Below are 21456 nucleotides of genomic sequence, written 5' to 3'. Positions count from 1 at the left end.
TTTTGTCTCCATTCTAATTAGGTTTTTACGGCTGCTTTAAATTAAATTTTTTCCTGAACCACAGCTTTGCTTTTTCCGTAATTTCATACTCCACCGGAATAATGAGCAGTGCCAGAAGGGTTGCGCTCACAAGGCCAGTTGCAAAGGCTGTTGCCATGGGAGCCCATGTAACAGATTTTCTGGGGATACCAACAGCCATTGGCAGCATCCCCATCATTGTTGTGGCTGTTGTTATCAGCACAGGTCTCATGCGGGCGCTGCATGCTTCTATAATTGCTTCTCTTATGGCAAGTCCCTTTTGTTTCTGTTTATTCATGAAGTCAATAAGTATAAGTGAATCATTTACAGCCACACCTGAAAGACCCACAACAGAAAGAAAACTTCCTATGGTAAAGACAGATCTTGTGAAAAACATGCCAAAAACAACCCCTATAAATGCAAAGGCAATGGCTGTAAGAATCATCAGCGGCTGAAAATAGTCGTTGAACTGGGATGCCAGAACAAGGTATATGGCCATCACAGCAATTATAAAGGCAAACATAAGGGATGTATATGCCCTTGAGGTGCTTTCAAACTCTCCGCCAAAGTGCAGGGTTACACCCGGGTATTCCGGTGAAATCGTGTCAAAGTATCTTGATGCAAGCATTGCCACACGTCCTGCAGAAAGCTGTGAGCCTTCCCTGATATCTGCTGTGATTGTAAGTGTAGGTTTTCCCTTGTAACGGTTGCGGATATCAGGTTCCTTGACATATATGGCATCTGCAATATCTCCAAGATAGACAGGTGCGCTGCTGTGCTCAATTATTGGTACCTCCAGAATGTCAGAAGGATGTGCAAGTCCGACTCCCTCTGTGTTGCCTTTGTCGCCGGTTTTTGCAAGGCGAACAAGCAGAGGAATCTCCTCGCCGTCTGTTCGGAAGTTGCCAACACTCATGCCATTGAGGGTTCCTGCAATAAGTGCTGTTGCAATTCGGCTGTCAAGGTTGTACTCAAGTGCTTTTTTTTGATTCACCATATGTTTTACAACTGTTTGTAGATCTGCTCTGTTGTCATCAAGATTAACAAGATCCCTGAATTCATCTCCGGTTTCAAGAAAGTTGAGCATCTTATCTGCCAGCAGTTGTGCTTCTTCAATTGAGGCAGCAGATACCCTTATGTTGACAGCTTTACCAACAGGAGGGCCGGTATTTTCGCCAAAGATATCAAGTGTGGGCATTCCGCCCCATTTTTCACGGTTAGCCTTTGCAAACTCTATGAGCTTGTCCCGTACAATATCAAGGTAGGCATTTACATCATTGTCTTTTACTCCGGAGAGGTGCTGGTTCTCCTGGGGAGGCAGTTCAACAACAACCTGGCCGTAATGCTGGGCACGGTGCTGCTGGTAATCCTTTGACTCCATCATGCCTGCGGTTCCGTTTACGCTGCCAACTTCCTGTTTTCCAAAACCTGTAATATATGTCGAAATATCCCTGACAACCAGGTCAGTACCTTCCACTGAAGTTCCGGGCGGCATCTGGAACGCCACATGATATCGCAGATAACTGTCCTGGAAAAATTTTACTTTAATTAGAGGAACAATACCTGTGACAGAGAGAAGCATCATTGCAAGTGCCAGAAAAAATAGTCCTGATATGCCCAGCACACTGATGATTTTATGATTAAGCAGAAAGGTCAATATTGCATAGTAAATTTTCCACATGCCATCAAAAAACCACCTGCTAAACCCTTTTCTTTTAGCTTTTATATTGCTTCTGGGACCCCAATCAAGTACGTGTACCGGCAGGATAAAAAGAGCTTCTAAAAGGGATGCAAAAAGAGCAAAGCTTACAGCTTTTGGGATGACACTGAAGAAGTCACCTGTGGTGCCTGTCATGATAAGCATGGGAACAAATGCCAGAATTGTTGTAAGTGCAGAGCTTATAACAGGGAGGAAAACCTCGGAAACGCCGTCCACTACGGCATCTTTTCTTGTTTTTCCCATTTCAAGGTGGCGATATATATTTTCCACAATTATGATTGCATCATCCACAATAATACCAGATACAAGCACAAAGGAGAAAAGGCTTATGGTATTTATGGACTGTCCCGAGTATTTTACGATTATCAGGGTTACAAGAAAGGAAAAGGGGATGCCCATGGCCGTAAGCATTGCATTTCTAAACCCCAGGGTTACCCAGAGAATAATCGTGACAAAACACATGCCAAGAAGCATGTTGCCTCCAAGGGTTTTTACTGAATCGTTGATCTCCACAGTTGAGTCATAGGTCATGACAATGGAGAGGCCATCCCTTGAGTGGTTTGACTCAAACTCTTTTGCCATTGATTTTACTTCTTCTGCAATTGTAACGGCATTGGATGAGTCTTCTTTTTGAACAAGCAGCTTGATGGTGCTTTTTGAGTTTACAGATGCTATGGTATCAGGATCCCGATGACTTACTCCGGAGGTTGTTACAAGATCCCTGACATGTATAAAACTGCCGTCGCCATCACGGCGCACAACGACATTTAAAACCTCATTTTGTGAGTCCAGGGTGTTTCCTGTGTCAAGCAGAAGGTTGTTTTTTGCCTGTTTGAATCTGCCAGTGGGAATTTTTGTGTTAAATGCTCTTATGGCCTCTGCCACTTCATTAAAAGATACACCAAAATCACGAAGTTTTGCAGGGTCAATGGTGACATGGAACTGCTTGTCATACTCTCCTGAGATGCTTACTTCCTGTATTCCGTCAATTTTTATGATGTTGCTCTTAAGTTCATCTGCAAGAAGCTTAAGAGTCTGATTGCTTAAATCCCCGATGAGATTAATTACAATGACCGGAACCCACATTTTGGTATCCACATAGAAAAAAATAGGGTCATCAGTTCCTTCAGGAAGCTGTTTTTTTATGTTGAGTACCCTGAATCGCAGTTCGTCATACTGGGTTTCATAGTCGGTATCATCAAGGAATTTTACCTCCACAGATGAGCTGTTTCTGCGTGACCGTGACTGGATATATTCCACATTTTCAAGGCCGTCCAGTGCATCTTCAATTTCGTTGGTTACAAGGTTTTCAACATCATCGGCTGATGCTCCATAATATATTGTGGTGATAAAGACCTTGCCCATATCCACAGGCGGCATGTTTTCAACAGGGGTGGTGAAAAGGCTGAATATGCCGGCAACTGTAAGAATAACAAAAATAACATTGATAAAGACTGTCTGTGAGAGAGTAAAACGAACAAGTGCTTTCAAACCCTGGTTCCTCATTTTTTTAGGGTGTACCCTTTTTGAATTATTCTCCCCTTTGCAAGTCTGTGAGAGGGGCCTGGGGGTGAGGTTTCATATCAACAATTAACGCCGGATATTCAAAAAAAGGGTACACTCATTTTTTATTTAAAATTTGTCAGAAGAGTTCCTTCTGATAATTCAGGATGATCGGCAATGATAAGGTGGTTATCAAGGGTATCAAGTATGGTGATCATCACAGGAGCATCTTTTCCCTTTATAAACACTTTGGGGTTTTCATATCTGTTGAGTACGGATTCAGCAGGAATCTTTAATCCACGGGAGTAAACATCAAGGGCTACTGTACAGGCAAGTCCTCCCCTGTGTTGTAGTGGATTATTGTTGATTGCCACTTCAGATGGATAATCTTCTATTAACAGCTCAATATTGATTTTTCTGCTTTGTTCATCAAATGCAGGGTTAATGGAGTAGATAGATGCCCTTGCAGGCAACCCTTCAACCATTACCGGAAAATTCATTTTTTGACCATTTGAATTTGTATCCTGCTCACTTTGGTTTTCAACTCTTTTCATCATTGATTCAAGCTCTTCACCAGATACTGAAAGAGGTACAAGAAGTTTCCTGAAATCCTGAATAACTGCAACTGACATGCCTGTCTGTATAATTTCTCCTGGTTCTGCTTTTCTTTCGGTAACAGTCCAACCTTTAAAGCCTTTGATTGTATAGCGTCTCTTTTTTTCAAGAAGCTGCTTTAACGTTACATCAAGGGATTTTTGCTCCAGAAGAAGTGCTTCTCGTTCCAGTTGAGCCTGGTCAAGCTCCTGGGATGCGCTGTCCCTTATCACTTCTGTTGTATGGCCTTTTTTGTAAAGGTTATCCTTGCGTCTGAACTCCTTTTCAAGATATGCGACTCTGGAATTAATCTGTTTCAGTCTGGCATTGAGTCTGGAGATTGAAAATTTTGTGTTTTCAATCTCAAACGATATAAATGTAGTGTCAATCTCTGCAAGTGGTTTGTCGCCGATTTCATCTCCTGTTTCATAATTAACTTCTATTATGCGGCCTCCTGCTTCAGCAGAAAGAGTAACACTTCGGAAACTCCTTGTATATCCTTTAAGTTTAACTTTTTTTGTGGATTTCTCCACTTGCCAATCTCCATGGGCAAGCTCTGTGAAAGAGAGAGTGGAGAAAAATAATAAAGGAAACAGGAATATCATGATGAATGTTAATTGTTTGATGTTTGACATGAAAAAATCCTTGATTTTTGGGCATGCTTCATGTCCCGCTTTACACTTTTAAGGGCATCACACCCGTTTTTTGAGGGTCTGACCCAGTAAAGTGTAAACTACTTTGGAGGCTCCATGAAATATGCCGATTTTTGTAATTCCAGGTTGGCTGGCAGGGCATCAGCGTTTGTCGGGATTGCTATTTATTAGAACAGAGCAATTAATGTGTCAATTTTTAATAGATAATTTTTTCACTATTACTGTATTTCTAAATGTGTTATCCATTCAGATAGTGCAGTTACCCTGACTGTTCAGGGGAGACCAATTTGGTTTTTATTGCAAATATTAAAAAGGAGAAAATGCAATGAAAAAAACGATTTTGCTTGTTATCATTCTTTTGATGTCAGTTATGCCTTGTACAGCAGACGAAAAGACTATTGTTGCTGCAGCGGATCCCTGGCCACCTTTTGTGGATCCTGCCGCACCCAAGGAGGGGCTTTCCCTGGAAATAGTTCGTGCTTCCTATGAAACACAGGGATACAGTGTTAAAATGGAGTATGTTCCATGGGCAAGAGCCATTGATGGTGTGAAAAAAGGAAAATATGATATTCTTCCCAATACATGGATGAATGAACAGAGAAAAGCATTTCTTATGTACAGTGAGCCTTATGCTGTAAATGAGGTAAAGTTTATTAAAACTGCGGATGATCCATTTGAATTTAATGGCCTTGAAAGTTTGACCGGTAAAAAGGTTGGAATTGTAAGAGGTTACGGCTATGGAGATGATTTTACCAATGCCACAAATTTTGTTAGAGAAGATTCCAATGATTTTATCACAAATATAAAGAAACTGACCCATTCCAGTAAAAGGGTGGATCTTGCAATTGAAGATGAAATAGTTGCAAGGGTAATTATTGCCAAAGAAGATCCAGCTCTGCTTGAGAAGATAAAGTTTACTGAAAATGCAATTTCCACCAGTCCTTTATATGTGACGTGTGGCCTTGCAAATCCTCGTCATAAGGAGTTGATTGATGCCTTTAATAAGGGACTTGCCATAATAAAAGAGAATGGTAAGTATGGAATAATTCTTGAAAATTATGGAATAAAATAGAGTTTTGTTAGAAATATACTCAAAATCGACACTTACAACCTCTTGAGCCTTGTCAATACTGTCTGAATCAGGATTCCCAAGATTAACAGGATAAGGCAGGATTATCTATCCTGAAAATCTTTTTTTTCCTGGTTATCTTGATTCAGACAAATTCAGTAACTATAAAAAAACAATAAGATGTCGAATTTGAGAATATAACTGTCAGATGACCTGGTTTCATCCTCTCCGGTAATGGAGAGGATGTCGGGGGCAATCCACTGAAACCGGAATACCTAAAAATAATAGAGCCGCAAAAAATGAATCCATTAAAAGATAAATATTTACCTGACAGAAAGTTTCTTGAGTTTTGGGGAAACCTGCTTTTAAATGCCGCTAAGGGTCAGGAGCAGCTTGAGCAGCTTTCATCTCTTATGAATATGGATGGTGCAATCAATAAGGATGTGGTAAACTTAAAGGGTATGAATGATCTTTTCCGACAGTTTTACGGTCTTGAGTTTCCCCTTAAGAGTACAAATAGAGAAAAAGAGCCGGAAAATAAAAAGAGAGATGTTGGTGAGCATAGCGTTGAAGAGACAGTCCGTAATTTTCAGAAGTCATTTGAAATATATGCTACCATGTGGGGATGGGTTCCCCGTAAAAAACATGAAAAACTTCAGATGCAGCTTGAAGATCTACAAAAGGAATTTGAAGGCTTGAAGCTTGCCCATGATGATCTTAAGCAAAAGGTTAAAAGTCAGGAGGGTATAATATCACAATTGAGAAATCTTCTCTCTGACGGTGGTCAGGGACATGTGGAATTTTTCCGGCAGTTTCAGGATCTGGCCAAAAAACAGAGTGTTGACTTTCAAAATTTTTTATGTAACCTGAATACCATGTTTACAAAAGAAGATAACGATAAAAAATAAGAGGGTACCATGGTAGAAAAAAAAGATGATCCATTTGGATTTGAATCAATGATGAAAACCTGGACAGAATCAATTAATACTCTGGCAGGTGGCATGTTGAACATGCCACAGACTCAGTTTCCTTTTCAGTCGCCATTTGTTACCCCTTTCCAGGATTCCGGCAGCGTTTTTCAGGAGGGGCTTTCAAGCTTTTTCAGTAGCCCTTTTCAAAATACCATGCAGAATCCGTTTCAATGGCCTTTTGGATGGAATCAGGCAGGAACCGAAGGTAACAAGGATGCTTCTGCTGACACTGAAAATAGGAAAAACACAACCAAGGATGCCATGTCAGCCATGGTGACTGCAATGAAAAACTGGCAGACAATATCAGGAGCCATGGTTTCGCCGGCATCGATCTCTGCACTTTTCAAGGGTATTGGAACCATGCCGGAAATGTTGACAAATTTTGCACAGTCAACAATGAACGGCCTTGGAGAGATACACAAAAAACTAATGGAAAGCGCCTCAAGAATGGGGGAGTCAGCAGAAGCGTACAAGTTCGACAATATGGATGAGAATGTTTTCCATCTCTGGGCTGAGCTGTATGAAAAAGAGTTCAGGAAATTTCTTCATATACCCCAGCTTGGTCTGGCAAGGGAGTATCAGGAAAAAGTAAATGACATGATGGATAAGTTCAATCAGTTCCAGAACCATCTTGCTGAATTTTTTCGTGTTCTTTCCCTGCCGTTTCAGCGTTCTGCTGTGGTGATGCAGGAGGAAGTCCATGCCCTTTCTGAAAAAGGAGAACTTCCTGAAGATCCCAAATTTTATTATCAGATGTGGATAAAAATTCTGGAAGGGCATTTTATGACCCTGTTTCAGACCCCTGAATATATTGAAACCCTCTCTAAAACCCTCTCTTCCATGAGTTGCTTTTCCAGCTCAAGGGAGAAGGTTCTGGAAGATATGTTGAAATCTCTTCCTGTTGCAAGTCGTTCTGAGCTTGACGATCTTGCAAGGGAGTTCAGTCAGTTAAAACGGGATATTCGTGCCCTTAAAAAAAAGAAGCCATGATATTGAGAGATTCTTAATGTTTTGATGGCATGCTTCATAACCACTTTACACTTTTTGAAACAAAGCTACGTTTTTCAGGGTGTTTACCCCAAAAAAGTGTATTCCCCAAAAAAATGTAAAGTACTTTTGTGGATATATGTATGGATGCCGTTTTGATTTACATTTTTTGATGGTTTCGTAAAGAGTCCAAAACATCCAGGTTGCTATCAATAAATTCAGTGAGGCAAAAAAAGGTTCAGGAGGCTATATATGGCAAAATTCAAGATTCCGGTGGATCTTATCATGTCAAAGTTGGCAGAAGATGCCACCAAAGTGCAAACCAGGGCACAAAAGGCGTCAGAGGTTCTGCTTGACGATCTTGAGACAGCCCTGGCCCAGACCCCTTACGATGTGGTTTATCAGGAAGACCGGGTCAAGCTGAAACACTACCGCCCGAGAAAGGAGTGCAAGTATAAAACTCCTCTGCTTGTTGTATATGCCCTGATTAACCGTGAGACAATGCTTGATCTTCAACCCGGGCGAAGCGTGGTTGAACGTTTTCTGGACAACGGCATTGATCTTTATATGATTGACTGGGGCTATCCCACAAGAAAAGATCGATTTCTTGGCTTTGATGATCATATTAATGGATATATGGACAATATTGTTGATTTTATCCGTGAAAAAAACAATGTGCCCAAAGTTAACCTGATGGGTATCTGTATGGGCGGTGCATTCAGTGTCATGTACTCTGCCATTTATCCTGAAAAAGTTAGAAACCTTGTAACCACAGTTACTCCAACCAACTTTGATACTGACAAAGGGCTTCTCCATGTCTGGATGAAGCAGCTTGATGTGGATGCTGTTGTGGACAGTTGCGGCAATCTTTCCGCCGACATGATGAATTTTGGTTTTCTTCTGCTGAACCCTGCTCGTCTGATGATTGACAAGTATGTGGGTTTTATGGAGAACATGGATAACAAAGGCTTTGTGGAAAACTTCATACGCATGGAAAAGTGGATTTTTGACAGTCCTGATCTTCCAGGTGAGGTGTTCAGGCAGTTTATCAGAGATTGTTATCAAGAGAACAAACTTATCCAAAGCAAACTGAAAGTTGGAGACAAGCTTGTTGATCTGAAAAATATAACCATGCCCCTTCTCAACATCTATGGGAAGTTTGACCACCTTGTGCCACCAGAGGCATGTAATAAGCTTGTTGATGCAGTTGCCAGCAAAGATACTGAAGATATATGTCTTAATACGGGTCATATAGGTATCTATGTCAGTTCCAAGTGTCAGGAGGCATTTGCTCCAAAAATTGTACAGTGGCTCAAAGATAGGGATGAGGATATAGCTGCTCCTGTTAAAGATGAGGAGGCCGTTTCTGCCAAAGAGGTGGAGGCTGCTCCTGTTAAAGAGGTGGAGGCTGTTCCTGCCAAAGAGGTGGAGGCTGTTTCTGCCAAAAAGGTGGAAGCTGTTTCTGCTAAAGAGGAGGGGGTACTTCCCGTCACAGAAAAAAGAGCTGTTCCTGTGGAAAAAGAAGTGGCAGATAACATAAAAACAGAAGCAAAGAGTTCTGAACCAGTTATCTCTCCGAGTGCCGAAGCAGTTATCTCTCCGTCACCGCCGGAATCTGAAAAATATCCAAAGTCTTCGACTTTGGCAAAAAATAGTAAAAAGAATTAGAGGAGAATATAATGAATCGGGATACCGACTATTTTGACATTTTCTGTAAACTAAGCAGAGCATTCGGTACTGCCGCCACCCAGAATGAGCTGCTCAATCTTGTTGTTGACAGTGCCATCATTACAATGGATGCCAAAGCTTCCTGTCTCTTTCTGTCAGATGACAAGAACGATTTTTTTGTACCTGTTGCCCAGAAAGGGCTGTCAGAAAACTATTTTCATGCAAGCCCCCTTAAAGCCATGGGAATAGTAAAGGCCATTGAAAAAGATGGCTTTCTTCTGTTCAAGGATGCAACAACAGATCCAAGGCTTGAGAATCATGATGCAAAAAAGGAAGAAGGCATTGCAACCATTATTTCTGTGCAGATAAGGGTTAAAAGGCGAACCATTGGTATTTTATCCATCTATACGGCAACACCAAGGGATTATACTGAGAGGGAGATAGCCTTTTTGAGAGCACTTGCCGACCAGGCGGGAATTGCCATTCATAACAACCGTCTTCTCTCCAGAATCGAAAAAAATGCAACCCTTTTTCTTGATTTTGCATCTTCAATCAACTCAACCCTTGATATTCAGAAGATATTGAAGCGTCTCACAGAGGAGCTTTGTGACACTTTCGGCATGAAAGGTGCTGCCATACGCCTTATTGATGAAGATAACCAAACCATGAAGCTTGTTGCAAGTCATGGTTTGAGCAATGAGTTTCTGGAGATACGAAGGACAATTAATACAAATACAACTGCAAGAGCATTAAAAGGGGAAACTGTAATTGTTACAGATGCCGCAACTGATCAGCGCCTGGAATTCAGGGAGGAGATGAAAAAAGAGGGACTTAAATCCATGATTGTCACTCCCATCACTGTGAAGGATAAAGTGATTGGTGTTATGCGCCTTTACAGTGCTGAACAGCGAGATTTCCCAAATGACATGCTTTTGATTGTTGAGGCCATTGCACAGCAGGGAGGTCTTGCAATACAGAATGCCTCCATGTACATGCAGTTGCAGGATGCCAAAAAAAGCCTTGAGGAAGATGTGTGGAGCCATCGTTCCTGGTTTTGATATGAGTGCACCTTTTTTGAACTCGTCAGTCATAACTTCTCTAAATGGAGACCACAGATAGTATTTTTCAAAGAATTGAAAGTACAATATGTGGTGGTGGATTTGAGAAGTCAGGACTCTTGAGTTTTGAAGAACTATACTGTTCAAGATAATTAAATTGGCAATCAGTGTAGGGGCAATCCCTTGTGGTTGCCCTTCAGAATTGAGAATGCCAAAATATTTTTCTGGAAGTCTATATTTTAATTTTTGCATCGTTTCAGGAGTTCGCTTATGTGTAACCATTGCCATGAACATGGTCATGACCACAGTCATGATCATGATCACCATCATCCGGAGATCGTGCAGATCATGCCGGTTCAGACACCTCTTTTTGCTGTATATAAGGGAGATGTCAATTTTAAGTATGCCGTTGACAAGAGCCTAAATGGCCTTTCATTGATACCGGTTCTTTTTCTTGGATTGATAAAACTTGGGGAAAAGAGCATGGTAGAGGGTTTTTTTGCATCTGATGCCATTCGTTCCTGTGAGGAGGTTGAAGGCTTTAAGGGATATGCATCGTCCATGGAAGATGCTGAAAAATTTATTTAAAGGGAAGTTGCTATGCATAAACTATTGAGTGAAAAAGCAGGAGAAGAGATCCTGCTTCTTGGAAATGAAGCCATTGCAAGGGGAGCAATTGAGGCGGGCGTTGCCTTTGCAACCACATATCCTGGAACCCCCTCTTCAGAGCTTTCCCTGAATCTTTTCCAGGTTTCCCAGGAGACAGATCTCTATTTTGAGTACAGTACCAATGAAAAAGTTGCCATGGAAGTTGCGGCGGCAGCAGCAAATTCAGGTTTGAGAACAATGTGTATCATGAAACATGTGGGCTTGAACGTTGCAGCCGATCCCTTAATGACTCTTGCTTATATCGGGGTTAAGGCCGGTATGGTGATTCTGAGCGCAGATGATCCTTACATGTTTTCCAGCCAAAATGAGCAGGATAATCGTTATTATGGCAAAATGGCAGGGCTTCCGGTGCTGGAACCATCTTCTGTCCATGAAGCAAAGGATATGACCATTGCTGCATTTGAACTTTCCGAAAAGCTTCAGGAACCTGTGATTCTTCGTACCACCACAAGGATAAATCACTCCAGCGCCACTATTACAACCGGAGAGATTGCCAGGTCAAAAACAAAAGGCTATTTTGAAAAAAATCCCATGTCATATGTTACTGTACCTGCTGTCTCCCGTACCCTTCATGTAAAACTTCTGGAGAATCTTAAAAAGGCAGCCAACTTTTCAGAATCATCTGAGTATAATTTTATCAATGGAAATGATAATGCATCTTATGGAATTATATGTAATGGTGTGAGCTTCCTGTACGCTTCAGATGCAGTAAAAGATCTTGGTCTTGAGGAAAACTCAAAAATTCTTCGCATTGGTTTCTCAAATCCCATGCCTTCGGATCTGATCAAAAGTTTTGCAAAGGGTTGTCAAAAGATTCTTATTATTGAGGAGGGAGAGCCTTTCATGGAAGAGGCTGTCAAGGCTTTTGCCCAGGAGGCAGGAATTACAATTCCCATCAAAGGTAAGGATGAAGGGCTTTTTTCAAGGCTGTATGAGTTTGACCCTGCAATGGTACGAAGAAATATAGCAGCCTTTTTTGGTCTCCCCTGTAATTCAAAAACACCTGTTGATACAAAGGGTTTGCCTGATATTCCCCAGCGTCCGCCAAACCTTTGCTCCGGATGTTCCCACAGAGCTACATTTTATGAAATCAAAAAGGCTGCTGAAGGAATGGATGTTGTCTATCCATCAGATATCGGCTGCTATACACTTGGTTTTCTTCCGCCTCTCTCCACAGGGGATTTTGTACTCTGCATGGGGGCCTCTGTAAGCAGCGCCTGTGGCTTTTCAAGAGCCACTGACCAGAAAGTGGTCTCTTTTATAGGGGATTCCACCTTTTTTCACTCCGGCATAACAGGACTTGTAAATGCTGTTTTCAACAATCACAACTTTACTCTTGTGATTCTTGACAATGGAATCACTGCAATGACAGGTCATCAGCCCAATCCTGGTGTGGATATGACCCAGATGAATTTTGAAGGGTATAACAGAATTTCCATAGAAAAATTGGTTCGCTCCCTTGGTGTTGAACATGTCACAATAATCAAGCCCTTCAAGGTTAAAAAAAGCATTGCCGCAGTCAAGGAAGCACTTGCATTCAAAGGTGTTTCTGTAATTATCTCCCAGGAGCCGTGTGCCCTTTTTGCCAAAAGCATAAAAGCTCTCAAGCCAAGACCTTTTCATGTTACCTCCAAGTGCCTTGATCACAGGGATTGCATTGATCAGATAGCCTGCCCGTCATTTTTTATTGATAATGGCAGAGTTAAGATTGATGCCAATACATGTGTGGGTTGTGCTGTTTGTGCTCAACTCTGTCCTGAAAATGCAATTATGCCATTGAAATAAGGGAAGACAAATGGATACAAAAAGATTGATAATTGTTGCTGTGGGCGGACAGGGTAATCTTCTGGCATCAAAGGTGCTTGGTGAAGCTGCACTGTTATCCGGAATACCTGTCCGCATGAGTGAAATTCATGGTATGGCCCAGAGGGGCGGTGTTGTGGAATCTTCAATTATATTTGGAGATGCTGTCAGCACCATTATTTCCGATGGAGAGGCTGATCTTCTTGTTGGTTTTGAACCGGCAGAGACATTGAGAGCCATGGGCCGATGCAATGCAGATACCCAGGTTGTTACAAGCCTTTCTCCTGTTCCGCCTTTTACGGCAGCCATTGGAAGGGGTATTTACCCTGAAATTGACGAGATGAAAAGGCTGATTGAAGAGCGCACTTCCCGTCTTATTGCTTTTGATGGAATGACTTTGGCAAAAGAGGCAGGAAGCCCAATGACCCTTAATATTGTTATGGTGGGCGCACTTGTGCAGTCCAATATTCTTGATTTGACCAGAGAAAGTGTTGAAAAGGCTATTCAACTCAAGACCAGACCTGCATTTGTTGATATGAATCTAAAGGCATTCAGCCTGGGATTTGATGCCGCAAAGGCATGCTGTTCTATTTGATAATTTACCGTGAAAATGACTATCATTTTTATATTTGGGGGTGATTGATACGTAATCAATCATGCCTGTTTACCGTGAAAACACCCCGACATCTTTCATCTCAACCCAAAAGTAATGCACACATTTTTGAAAATTTTGAACCATGATTAAAGGATTTAAGGATTAACGTGATGAAAAATCAGGATAATCACTTAATCATGAAAATCATGGTTCAGAAAAATTGTAAGCCTGCCAATGAAATATGCCTAAAATTCCTGCAATTTTTGGCATCCTTCATATCATACAGAAAGTACTTTACACTTTCCAGAACAGTATCCCCGAGAAACGGGCATTCTTTTCGGGAAAGTGTAAGCTGGGAAATGAAAGATGCCCAATTTTTAACATTTTAATATTGACATTGGGGGGAATCATGAAAAAGGCTGTTGTAATTACCCTGTTTTTTTTGACAACTTTTTTAGTTGCTGTAAACGGTTATTCCAAAGCCAGCATGACGGCTGCCGGAATTAATTACTCCTCCGGTAATGTAGAAAATTCTAATATCGAAAACTCCACATCAAAAATTGCAGAAAGTGCTGTAGAGCCTCTTGAGGTACAGTTTGCTGCCCAGCAGACAGTTGGAGATACCAATGCAATTGCCCTTACCTTTTCACTTCCCCTTGATACAACCCAGAATTTTGACAGTTATTTCTCTCTGTTTAAAGACGATGGCATTGCAGTGGAAGGGGGCTGGGTTCTTTCAGATGATCCTAATGTTATCTATTTTTCAAATATTGAACCAGGTACAGCTTACACCATAAAGGTTCATAAAGGTTTAAAGGGTCTTTCTGGAGCTTTCCTGAAAAACTCAGCAGAGTTTAATGTGAAGACAAGACCTGTTGAGCCAATGATAGCGTTTGGAAGTACTGGATTTATCCTTGCATCAAAGCTTGTCAAGGGATTGCCTGTCAACAGTGTCAATATCGACAAAGCAGATATTGATTTTTTCAGAGTCAAAGAGAAATCTATCAACGATTTTTTCAATGATTTTGCAAGAAACAGCAATATTGCCTATTACATGAGTGACGAGCTTAATAAAATTACTGATCTTGTCTATTCCGGAAGATGGGATCTTGATATTAAAAAAGATCTCAGAACTGAAGTCAACATTCCGGTTACACATATTGAGCAGCTTAAGAAGCCGGGTGTATATGTGGCTGTCCTTAAAGGGGCGGGAATATATGAATATAACTACAGCTTTACATGGTTTACCATAAGTGATCTTGGAGTTCATGCAAGAAGATATGAAAATGAGCTTCAGGTTCATATCCAAAGCCTTGAAACCGCAAAACCGCTTTCTGATATTCTTGTTGAGGCATATGATAAAAAAGGCTTAAGAATAGTACAGGTTAAAACAAACACCATTGGTTTGGCCTCCATGAGGGGGGATTTACAGCAGCTTTATTACATAATTGCCCGCAATAAAAGTCACATAAGCCTTCTTAAGATGGATGTTCCTGCAATGGATCTTTCTGAATTTAAGGCAGCAACCGAACCTTTTAAAGCCATGGATCTCTTTGTCTATGGGCCTCGTGATCTCTACAGACCAGGGGAAACGGTTGTGATGGATGCTCTTTTAAGAAAGCACGATGGCGAAATTATGGCGGCACTGCCGGTAAGTGCAAGGGTTTTCAGGCCGGATGGCCGTATGGCCAGCGAATTCACTATTAAGAGCAGCCACCCTGGGTACTACCACCATGAATATTCTCTCCCTTCAGATGCCTTGACCGGTAGTTGGAGAATTGATTTTAACCATGCAGGCAATGCATTGAAGCCATATTTTTTCACGGTTGCAGAGTTTCTCCCTGAACGGATGAAGCTTATCATTGATAACCCTGAGTTCCTGTCGGATGATAGTGATAATTCAGATGAACAAAAGAGTGGATACACCATTGATGAACAGTCCAATGAAAAAAGTGTTAAAAAAGTAGAAGATCGAAAGATACAAGGAGACATTCTTGGAAAAAATGATCCGCTTTTCATAGCTCTTCAGGGAGATTATCTCTATGGTGCTCCTGCTTCAGGAAGCATGGTTGATGCATCATTAAGCCTTGTTCCTGCCCGTGAAATATTTCCGGAAAAATGGCCTGGATATGAAGCCGGTGACATTACAGAAAACCTACGTCAGACATTCAAAAGCGATAAAACGATCCTTGATGATAATGGTAAAGGCTTGCTGAAAATTCCCAACCAGTGGAGCAGCATTAAATCACCGGCATGGCTTACTGCAAATGCAAGCCTTTATGAATCTGGTGGAAGAGCTGTTGTAAGAAGCCGATCATGGCGGGTTTGGCCTGCTGACTCCCTTCTTGCCATAAGAAGCCTTGCTGATGATGGAAAAGACGATGATGATGCCACAGACTCAGGGGAGGCACAATCCATTGCAAATGGCCGCAAAAAAAATTCAAAAAAAGATCATGTATATCAAGTCAAAAGTGACAGTGTGGCAGGGTTTGAGGTTATTTCCCTTGACAGGGCAGGGCAGCGGGTTGCAGCCAGCGGGATAAAGGCTCTCCTTATACGTGAGCATCGGGATTACTACTGGGAGTACAAAAATGGATCATGGAAATGGCAGTTCACCCGTCAGTTTTATCCTGTTGAGCGATTTTCTGTTGATATTCCCCATGATGGTTCGGCCATGGTTAATGTTTCCGTTAAATGGGGAGGTTACCGTCTTGAGTTGACACACCCTGAAACAGGACTTGTTACAAGTTTTCCAATATGGGCAGGCTGGCGTTATGGAAAAGGTGGATGGTCAGAAGCAGGTGAAGATGTTGCCGGACGCCCTGACAGGATATCCATCTCCTTAGATAAACCCTCCTATTATCCAGGAGATATTGCAAAGGTAATGGTCAAAGCCCCTGAAGGTGGAAGTGGCTATCTCTTTGTTGAAGCAGAGACAAATCTTCTTACCCGTTCCATAACAGTTCCGCCGGAGGGTAAGGTTTTTGAAATAGAGATTGAACCTGACTGGAAGCGTCATGATATCTATGTATCTGCACTTGTGGTACGCCCGGGAGAGGTAAATATTAAGGCTCTTCCCAAGCGTTCTGTTGGTTTGATTCATCTGCCCATTGACAGAAATGCCCGCAAAATTTCCCTTGATATTGAGATACCTGATAAAATTGAGCCGGATCAGTTTGTTGATATTCCTGTAAGTGTCTTTATGAATAAAAAACCAAAAGAAAAAATATGGGTAACACTTGCTGCTGTTGATGTTGGTATCCTTAATCTCACAGAGTTTGAAACACCCTCTCCATGGAGCCATTTTTTTCAGCCCCGCAAATATGGTGTTGAGCTTCATGATCTTTACCAGAAGCTCATTGAAACAGGGGATGGCGCATGGGCTTCCCAGAGATTTGGCGGAGATGCTCCAAAGCTTTCCCGTGGAGGAGACCGACCATCAACTGATGTTCAGATAGTTGCCCTTTACAGCAAAGCCATTCCGGTGGATGGAAATGGTGTTGCAAATTTTCGTTTTCATATCCCGGATTTTAACGGCTCTTTGCGATTCATGGCCGTTGCCCATGGCTCTGACATCTTTGGTTCTGCTGAAAAAGAGGTGGTTGTTGCAGCACCTTTGGTTGTTCAGATCTCCATGCCAAGATTTTTATCAATGGGTGATCGAAGTCAGGTGATGATTGATCTTCATAATTTAAGCGGAGTTTTTCAGGATCTTGACCTTTTAATAGAGACAACTGAACCATTAAAACCATTGGGAGCAACATCGCATCACCTTAAGATCGCTAATAATCAAAGGGAAAGTGTTACCTTGCCTGTAATGGCAGAGCAGAAAGTTGGCAGAGCAATCATTCAGTGTAAAATTGACGGAATTGTGAGGCATGCCAAAGCAGATTTAAAGGATGTAGATAAAATAGTTAATGCCCTTAACAGTGGGAATCTTGGCGCTGAGAATCTTAACAGTGCGAATCAGGAGCATGTCGCTAACAGACGGGTTATGGTTAAAAAGTGGTTTCTTGAGACAAGACCTGCATATCCGGCTGTGACAGAAACATGGAGAAAATCCTTGAAACCTTCTGAAATTTTCTCCATTGGAAGTGGAGACATTGATTCATTTCCTGTAGGCAATGGCTCCCCAGATGCCTTTGTCGGTCTCATAAAAGATACAATTACAGTTTCTGCTGCCATCAATTCAACTCCCCCAATAAATGTATCTGATCATGTCAGGTACCTTAATGCATACCCCTATGGATGCCTTGAGCAGACAACAAGCGGAATATATCCCCATGTGATAATGAATTCATCTGATATTAAATCCCTTGGGATAGCGTCACAAAGTGACAGGGAACGTACAGAAAAAATTATTCTCGGAATTCAGCGTCTTGTTGAAAAACAGAAATCCACCGGAGGTTTTGGCCTCTGGAATGCAGATAGTCAGGAAGATTTCTGGCTGTCTGCATATGTGACGGATTTTCTTATAAATGCAAGACAAGCAGGTTATGAAGTGCCCCTGGGGCCTTTGTCAAAGGCACTTGATCGCCTTCTTGTATATGTAAGGCGAGGCCAGACTGTAAGACCGCATTTTGATGATGATAATGGCCACTACAATGCTGCTGTCAGAGCCTATTCCGCAATGGTACTTGCAAGGGTTCAAAGTCTTACCCTTGGTGATGCCCGTTCAGTCTATCGGGCAGTAAAAGATAAAATCAGAGGTTCGCTTGGATTGGTACAGGCAGGTATTGCCCTCTATCTTGCAGGAGATGCAAATCTTGCCATGGAAGCCTTTCAACGTGCCCTTGATTCAGAGAGAAATGAGAGACTCTACTACGGGGATTACGGCAGTAATTTAAGAGATGCTGCATTTTCATTTTATCTTCTTTCAAACTATGCTCCTGATTATGGTGAAAAATCAAGGTTTATAATGAAGGTATTTGATGAGCTGCATCAGCGTAAATGGCTAAGCACCCAGGAGAGAAATACACTTGTAATGGCAGGGATATCTGCCATGAAAAACAACCGGAAGGAGTGGCAGGCCAAAATAAAAGCAGGGGCAAGGATGCTTTCTCTTAAAGGGAATAAATTAAAGCAGATTGTAAGCAGCAAAGGTGAATCTGCGAATGGCTTCACCCTTGCCAACATTGGCAGCAGTGATCTCTTTATAGATGTTGCAATGAATGGATATCCCAAGGAAAAACCAAAAGTTGAAAATCTTGGAGCAACTTTAAAACGTCGCTATCTTGACCCTTCAGGAAAGCCTTTGCCGGCAAGCACCTTTTATATCAATGCATTGCCAGAGGATGCTTTGCGAAGCGGTCGAAGAATGATAGTTGAGTTACAGTTTGATTGTGACCAGGATATGTCTGACGCCATTGTTACTGACTTGTTGCCGGCATGTCTTGAGCTTGAAGATCCCTCTTTAAATGGTCGAAGTACCATTGGGGATGTTGTAGTGGATGAAAAAAGCATTGCAACATGGCATGACGAGTTTGTGATAAAGCACAGGGAGTACAGGGATGACAGGTTTGCCGCAGCAGTTGATGTTGATGCCGGAAAAAAGTACAGACTTTTTTATTCAGTTGTGGTGGTTACTCCCGGAGAATTTTTTGTGCCTCCGCCTCTTATTGAAGATATGTACAGACCATATATAAGGGGCGTGGGTGATGCTTTACCTTTAATGCCTGTAGCTGGAGTTAAATGAAAAGAAAAAAAGGTTTCAAGAATATGGTTAGCCGGAAAGGGCAAATGGGGAAAAAACAGAACAATCAGGTTGTTAAAACTCCTAACAATCAGGTGGTGAAAAACCGTAATAATAATATCACAGCAGCAATTCCCCTGAATGCTGTGGTGGCCAATGAAAAAGGCGAAATCTTTGAGCTTGAAGATTATGGTGCTGCTGCAATGCAGGGTGAAAAACCTCTGCTTCTGACCTCAAATGAAACCATTGAGATGCCCCACGGCAGTGAACTTATGATGCTTCCGGGCATGAAAGCACTTGTTTTCAATTTTGACAGGGGCAGTTTTGAAACCCTTGATGAAAATCCATACCTTCCTGGTGAAAGAATTTTTCCTGTTGCTGTATTTAACTCCCCCGGATATGTAAACCGATATTTTTGTGCCTATGAGAAGCCTTTACCGGAACGCCTTCTTCCCCTTTTTTCCTATGGTGCATGTGGATGGAGCCATGGCGGTTTTTACTCGGCAGCCATCTGTGTTGACAGAGAGCCACGTCAGGATTTAAGACTTATGCCCCATGACGGTATTGTTGCCGGAGTGGAATTTATGCGCCAGAAGTATCCGGAGAACAGGCTCATGCGTCATCTTGAACGATGTGCCCTTGAATATGGCTGTCCTGCTGCAAAGAACTTTTTTCTTGGAAGGTATGAAGCACCGCTTCCCACTTCACGGGTATGTAATGCTGATTGTATGGGTTGCATCTCATTTCAGCGTGAAAATAATCTTGTTGCATGCCAGGAAAGGATAAATTTTACGCCTTTTTCTGTTGAAATTGCAGAAGTAACACTTGAGCATTTTGCAAGGGTTCCTGATGCACAGGCAGTGGCAAGTTTCGGGCAGGGGTGTGAAGGAGACCCCCTTACGGCATTTGATGTAATTGAACCAGCCATAAAGATGATTCGTGAATCAGGGGGTAATGCCACCATAAACATGAACACAAACGCAGGCCTGCCGCTTCTTTTGGCACGGCTATTTGATGCCGGCCTTGATTCTGTCCGGGTCAGCATGAATTCAGTGAGAAAATCATGCTATTTGAGATATTTCAGGCCAAAGGGATACTCTTATGAAGATGTGATTAAAAGCATTGAAACAGCAGGTGAAAAAGGAAAGTTTGTCTCCATCAACTATCTTAACTGTCCTGGAGTTACCGATTCAGAAAAGGAGTTTGAGGCTTTAAGGCATTTCCTTGCAAAATATCCTGTCAACATGATTCAGTGGCGGAATATGAATTATGACCCATTGAGTTATTTTAATGTCATGCAGGAAGCAGGAGGAGGGCAAAACCCTCCACTTGGTATGGAATTCATTATTCAAGAGCTTAGGAAAGAGTTTCCTGAACTTATTCATGGATATTTTAATCCACCAGTGAGGGGTGATGGAAAAAATTAGAGAGTATTGTTATTTATCTATTGACAACGGCAAGCTGCAACCAAGAATTGTATTCCACACTTGGTCAGGAGCTATAGATTCAATTACATAAATACCTTTTTCCCTTAGCCTTTGCTCAATTTTTATAGCCTCACTGTTTAAAAGTCCCGATAGTATGAACCACTTGTGATTCAAAAAATCGGGTGATTCAACGAGGTTTTTCATTACATCGTAGTGAATATTTGCAATCACAAGATCGGCAGGCAAGGATATGAAATCTTCCCCTTTACCCTGAAAGGCAAGTATTTTCTCTTCAAGGCTGTTAATAATAATATTGTGGCGGGCTGTTTTCACGGCAAGCAGGTTAAAATCAAGTGCCATCACTTTCCGGCAACCAAGAACAGCCGCACCAATTGCCAGAAGTCCTGTGCCTGTGCCGATGTCCAGAACACTGTCTATCTGCTCATTTTTCTCATTGAATAGATACTCTATATAACCAAGGCAATCCTCTGTGGTCTGGTGACGACCTGTACCAAATACCACTCCGGGATCAAGCAGTATATGATTGAGATCAGAACGGTTAACAAAGGGGATTTTCCAGGGAGGAGATACACAGAAGGTGCCTGTGGTGTAGGACTCTATTTTATCTCCGTGCCACTGTTCACCGCTCATTTCGTATCGGTCTATCAGTTTGATGCCAGGATCTTCAGAGACAAGTTTTTCAATCATCTCATCACAGGGAACAGAAAAAAAGAGAAACGAAAAACCCTCTTCTTCCCAGTTGCCAATAAAAAATTCATTTCTGCTGATGTCAGTCAGTTTTTCAGGGATACCTACCAGATAGTATATCCAGAGATTTTCATAGGGGTTTGACAAAAAAGTTCCTCCAGGATAAAGAGTTTCGGTCATGAACCTTCATGGCCGGACATAGTGCACTGTCAAGACTTAATTTTAGTGTTATCTGCAACGTAGAGACAAGGCATTCCTTGTCTTTACACTCAAAATCGACATCTTGTTGATTTTGTATAAGTTATTGCAGTTGTCTGAATC

13 protein-coding genes are annotated in these 21456 nt (G+C 41.8%); 10 read left to right on the top strand and 3 right to left on the bottom strand.

What is annotated here, in order from left to right; genetic code table 11:
• Nucleotides 1–25: 25 nt before the first annotated feature.
• Together MTBBW1_RS08455 and MTBBW1_RS08450 are read right to left on the bottom strand one after the other, a co-directional pair.
• Nucleotides 26–3229 carry an efflux RND transporter permease subunit gene (locus MTBBW1_RS08455; RefSeq protein WP_222424015.1) on the bottom strand — a complete coding sequence of 1068 codons (3204 nt, stop codon included), beginning with the start codon at nt 3227–3229 and terminating at the stop codon, nt 26–28.
• Between the two features lie 137 nt (nt 3230–3366).
• Nucleotides 3367–4470, bottom strand: coding sequence for an efflux RND transporter periplasmic adaptor subunit (locus MTBBW1_RS08450; RefSeq protein WP_080801914.1), 1104 nt, complete (start codon nt 4468–4470; stop codon nt 3367–3369).
• 343 nt (nt 4471–4813) lie between these two features.
• Between MTBBW1_RS08450 and MTBBW1_RS08445 the strand changes: the two genes are divergently transcribed.
• The 10 genes from MTBBW1_RS08445 (at nt 4814) to MTBBW1_RS08400 (ending at nt 20427) form a co-directional block, all read left to right on the top strand.
• Nucleotides 4814–5560, top strand: a complete 747-nt coding sequence (locus MTBBW1_RS08445; protein WP_087881734.1) for a transporter substrate-binding domain-containing protein — start codon at nt 4814–4816, stop codon at nt 5558–5560.
• 296 nt (nt 5561–5856) lie between these two features.
• Complete coding sequence (locus MTBBW1_RS08440) at nt 5857–6465, top strand: hypothetical protein (protein WP_080801912.1); 609 nt, start codon at nt 5857–5859, stop codon at nt 6463–6465.
• Nucleotides 6466–6474: 9 nt separating this feature from the next.
• Nucleotides 6475–7518: a poly(R)-hydroxyalkanoic acid synthase subunit PhaE gene (locus tag MTBBW1_RS08435; protein ID WP_080801909.1), complete on the top strand. Its 1044-nt coding sequence runs from the start codon at nt 6475–6477 to the stop codon at nt 7516–7518.
• Nucleotides 7519–7767: 249 nt separating this feature from the next.
• Nucleotides 7768–9183 (top strand): class III poly(R)-hydroxyalkanoic acid synthase subunit PhaC, encoded by a 1416-nt coding sequence (phaC, locus tag MTBBW1_RS08430; RefSeq protein WP_245809305.1) that lies wholly within the window; start codon nt 7768–7770, stop codon nt 9181–9183.
• An 11-nt stretch (nt 9184–9194) separates the two neighbouring features.
• On the top strand, nt 9195–10241 hold the full coding sequence (locus tag MTBBW1_RS08425; RefSeq protein WP_080801906.1) for a GAF domain-containing protein: 1047 nt from the start codon (nt 9195–9197) through the stop codon (nt 10239–10241).
• Between the two features lie 270 nt (nt 10242–10511).
• Complete coding sequence (locus tag MTBBW1_RS08420) at nt 10512–10829, top strand: hypothetical protein (protein WP_080801903.1); 318 nt, start codon at nt 10512–10514, stop codon at nt 10827–10829.
• A gap of 12 nt (nt 10830–10841) precedes the next feature.
• The gene (gene iorA, locus MTBBW1_RS08415; protein WP_080801899.1) at nt 10842–12695 is read left to right on the top strand and encodes an indolepyruvate ferredoxin oxidoreductase subunit alpha; all 1854 of its coding nucleotides are present in this window, start codon (nt 10842–10844) and stop codon (nt 12693–12695) included.
• A 10-nt stretch (nt 12696–12705) separates the two neighbouring features.
• The gene (locus MTBBW1_RS08410; protein WP_080801896.1) at nt 12706–13308 is read left to right on the top strand and encodes an indolepyruvate oxidoreductase subunit beta; all 603 of its coding nucleotides are present in this window, start codon (nt 12706–12708) and stop codon (nt 13306–13308) included.
• Between the two features lie 409 nt (nt 13309–13717).
• The gene (locus MTBBW1_RS08405) at nt 13718–19003 is read left to right on the top strand and encodes an alpha-2-macroglobulin family protein (RefSeq protein WP_186441164.1); all 5286 of its coding nucleotides are present in this window, start codon (nt 13718–13720) and stop codon (nt 19001–19003) included.
• The gene (locus tag MTBBW1_RS08400; RefSeq protein WP_342743887.1) at nt 19000–20427 is read left to right on the top strand and encodes a radical SAM family protein; all 1428 of its coding nucleotides are present in this window, start codon (nt 19000–19002) and stop codon (nt 20425–20427) included. The genes MTBBW1_RS08405 and MTBBW1_RS08400 overlap by 4 nt, the downstream gene beginning before the upstream one ends.
• Before the next feature lie 9 nt (nt 20428–20436).
• Here the strand turns inward: MTBBW1_RS08400 and MTBBW1_RS08395 are convergent, their stop codons facing one another.
• Nucleotides 20437–21315: a 50S ribosomal protein L11 methyltransferase gene (locus MTBBW1_RS08395; RefSeq protein ID WP_080801891.1), complete on the bottom strand. Its 879-nt coding sequence runs from the start codon at nt 21313–21315 to the stop codon at nt 20437–20439.
• Between the last annotated feature and the right edge of the window lie 141 nt (nt 21316–21456).

It is taken from the genome of Desulfamplus magnetovallimortis (assembly GCF_900170035.1).
GTDB lineage: Bacteria > Desulfobacterota > Desulfobacteria > Desulfobacterales > Desulfobacteraceae > Desulfamplus > Desulfamplus magnetovallimortis.
The sequence above is the reverse complement of the archived record's forward strand: the minus strand, read 5'-3'. Positions and strand labels throughout refer to the sequence as shown.

Excerpts from the sequence above, each read along its gene's own strand:
- MTBBW1_RS08435 (WP_080801909.1), top strand. The coding sequence starts at position 6,475 with ATGGTAGAAAAAAAAGATGATCCATTTGGATTTGAATCAATGATGAAA.
- MTBBW1_RS08410 (WP_080801896.1), top strand. The coding sequence starts at position 12,706 with ATGGATACAAAAAGATTGATAATTGTTGCTGTGGGCGGACAGGGTAAT.
- MTBBW1_RS08450 (WP_080801914.1), bottom strand. The coding sequence starts at position 4,470 with ATGTCAAACATCAAACAATTAACATTCATCATGATATTCCTGTTTCCT.
- MTBBW1_RS08405 (WP_186441164.1), top strand. The coding sequence starts at position 13,718 with ATGAAAAAGGCTGTTGTAATTACCCTGTTTTTTTTGACAACTTTTTTA.
- MTBBW1_RS08425 (WP_080801906.1), top strand. The coding sequence starts at position 9,195 with ATGAATCGGGATACCGACTATTTTGACATTTTCTGTAAACTAAGCAGA.
- MTBBW1_RS08445 (WP_087881734.1), top strand. The coding sequence starts at position 4,814 with ATGAAAAAAACGATTTTGCTTGTTATCATTCTTTTGATGTCAGTTATG.
- phaC (WP_245809305.1), top strand. The coding sequence starts at position 7,768 with ATGGCAAAATTCAAGATTCCGGTGGATCTTATCATGTCAAAGTTGGCA.
- MTBBW1_RS08400 (WP_342743887.1), top strand. The coding sequence starts at position 19,000 with ATGAAAAGAAAAAAAGGTTTCAAGAATATGGTTAGCCGGAAAGGGCAA.
- MTBBW1_RS08420 (WP_080801903.1), top strand. The coding sequence starts at position 10,512 with ATGTGTAACCATTGCCATGAACATGGTCATGACCACAGTCATGATCAT.
- MTBBW1_RS08395 (WP_080801891.1), bottom strand. The coding sequence starts at position 21,315 with ATGACCGAAACTCTTTATCCTGGAGGAACTTTTTTGTCAAACCCCTAT.
- MTBBW1_RS08440 (WP_080801912.1), top strand. The coding sequence starts at position 5,857 with ATGAATCCATTAAAAGATAAATATTTACCTGACAGAAAGTTTCTTGAG.
- iorA (WP_080801899.1), top strand. The coding sequence starts at position 10,842 with ATGCATAAACTATTGAGTGAAAAAGCAGGAGAAGAGATCCTGCTTCTT.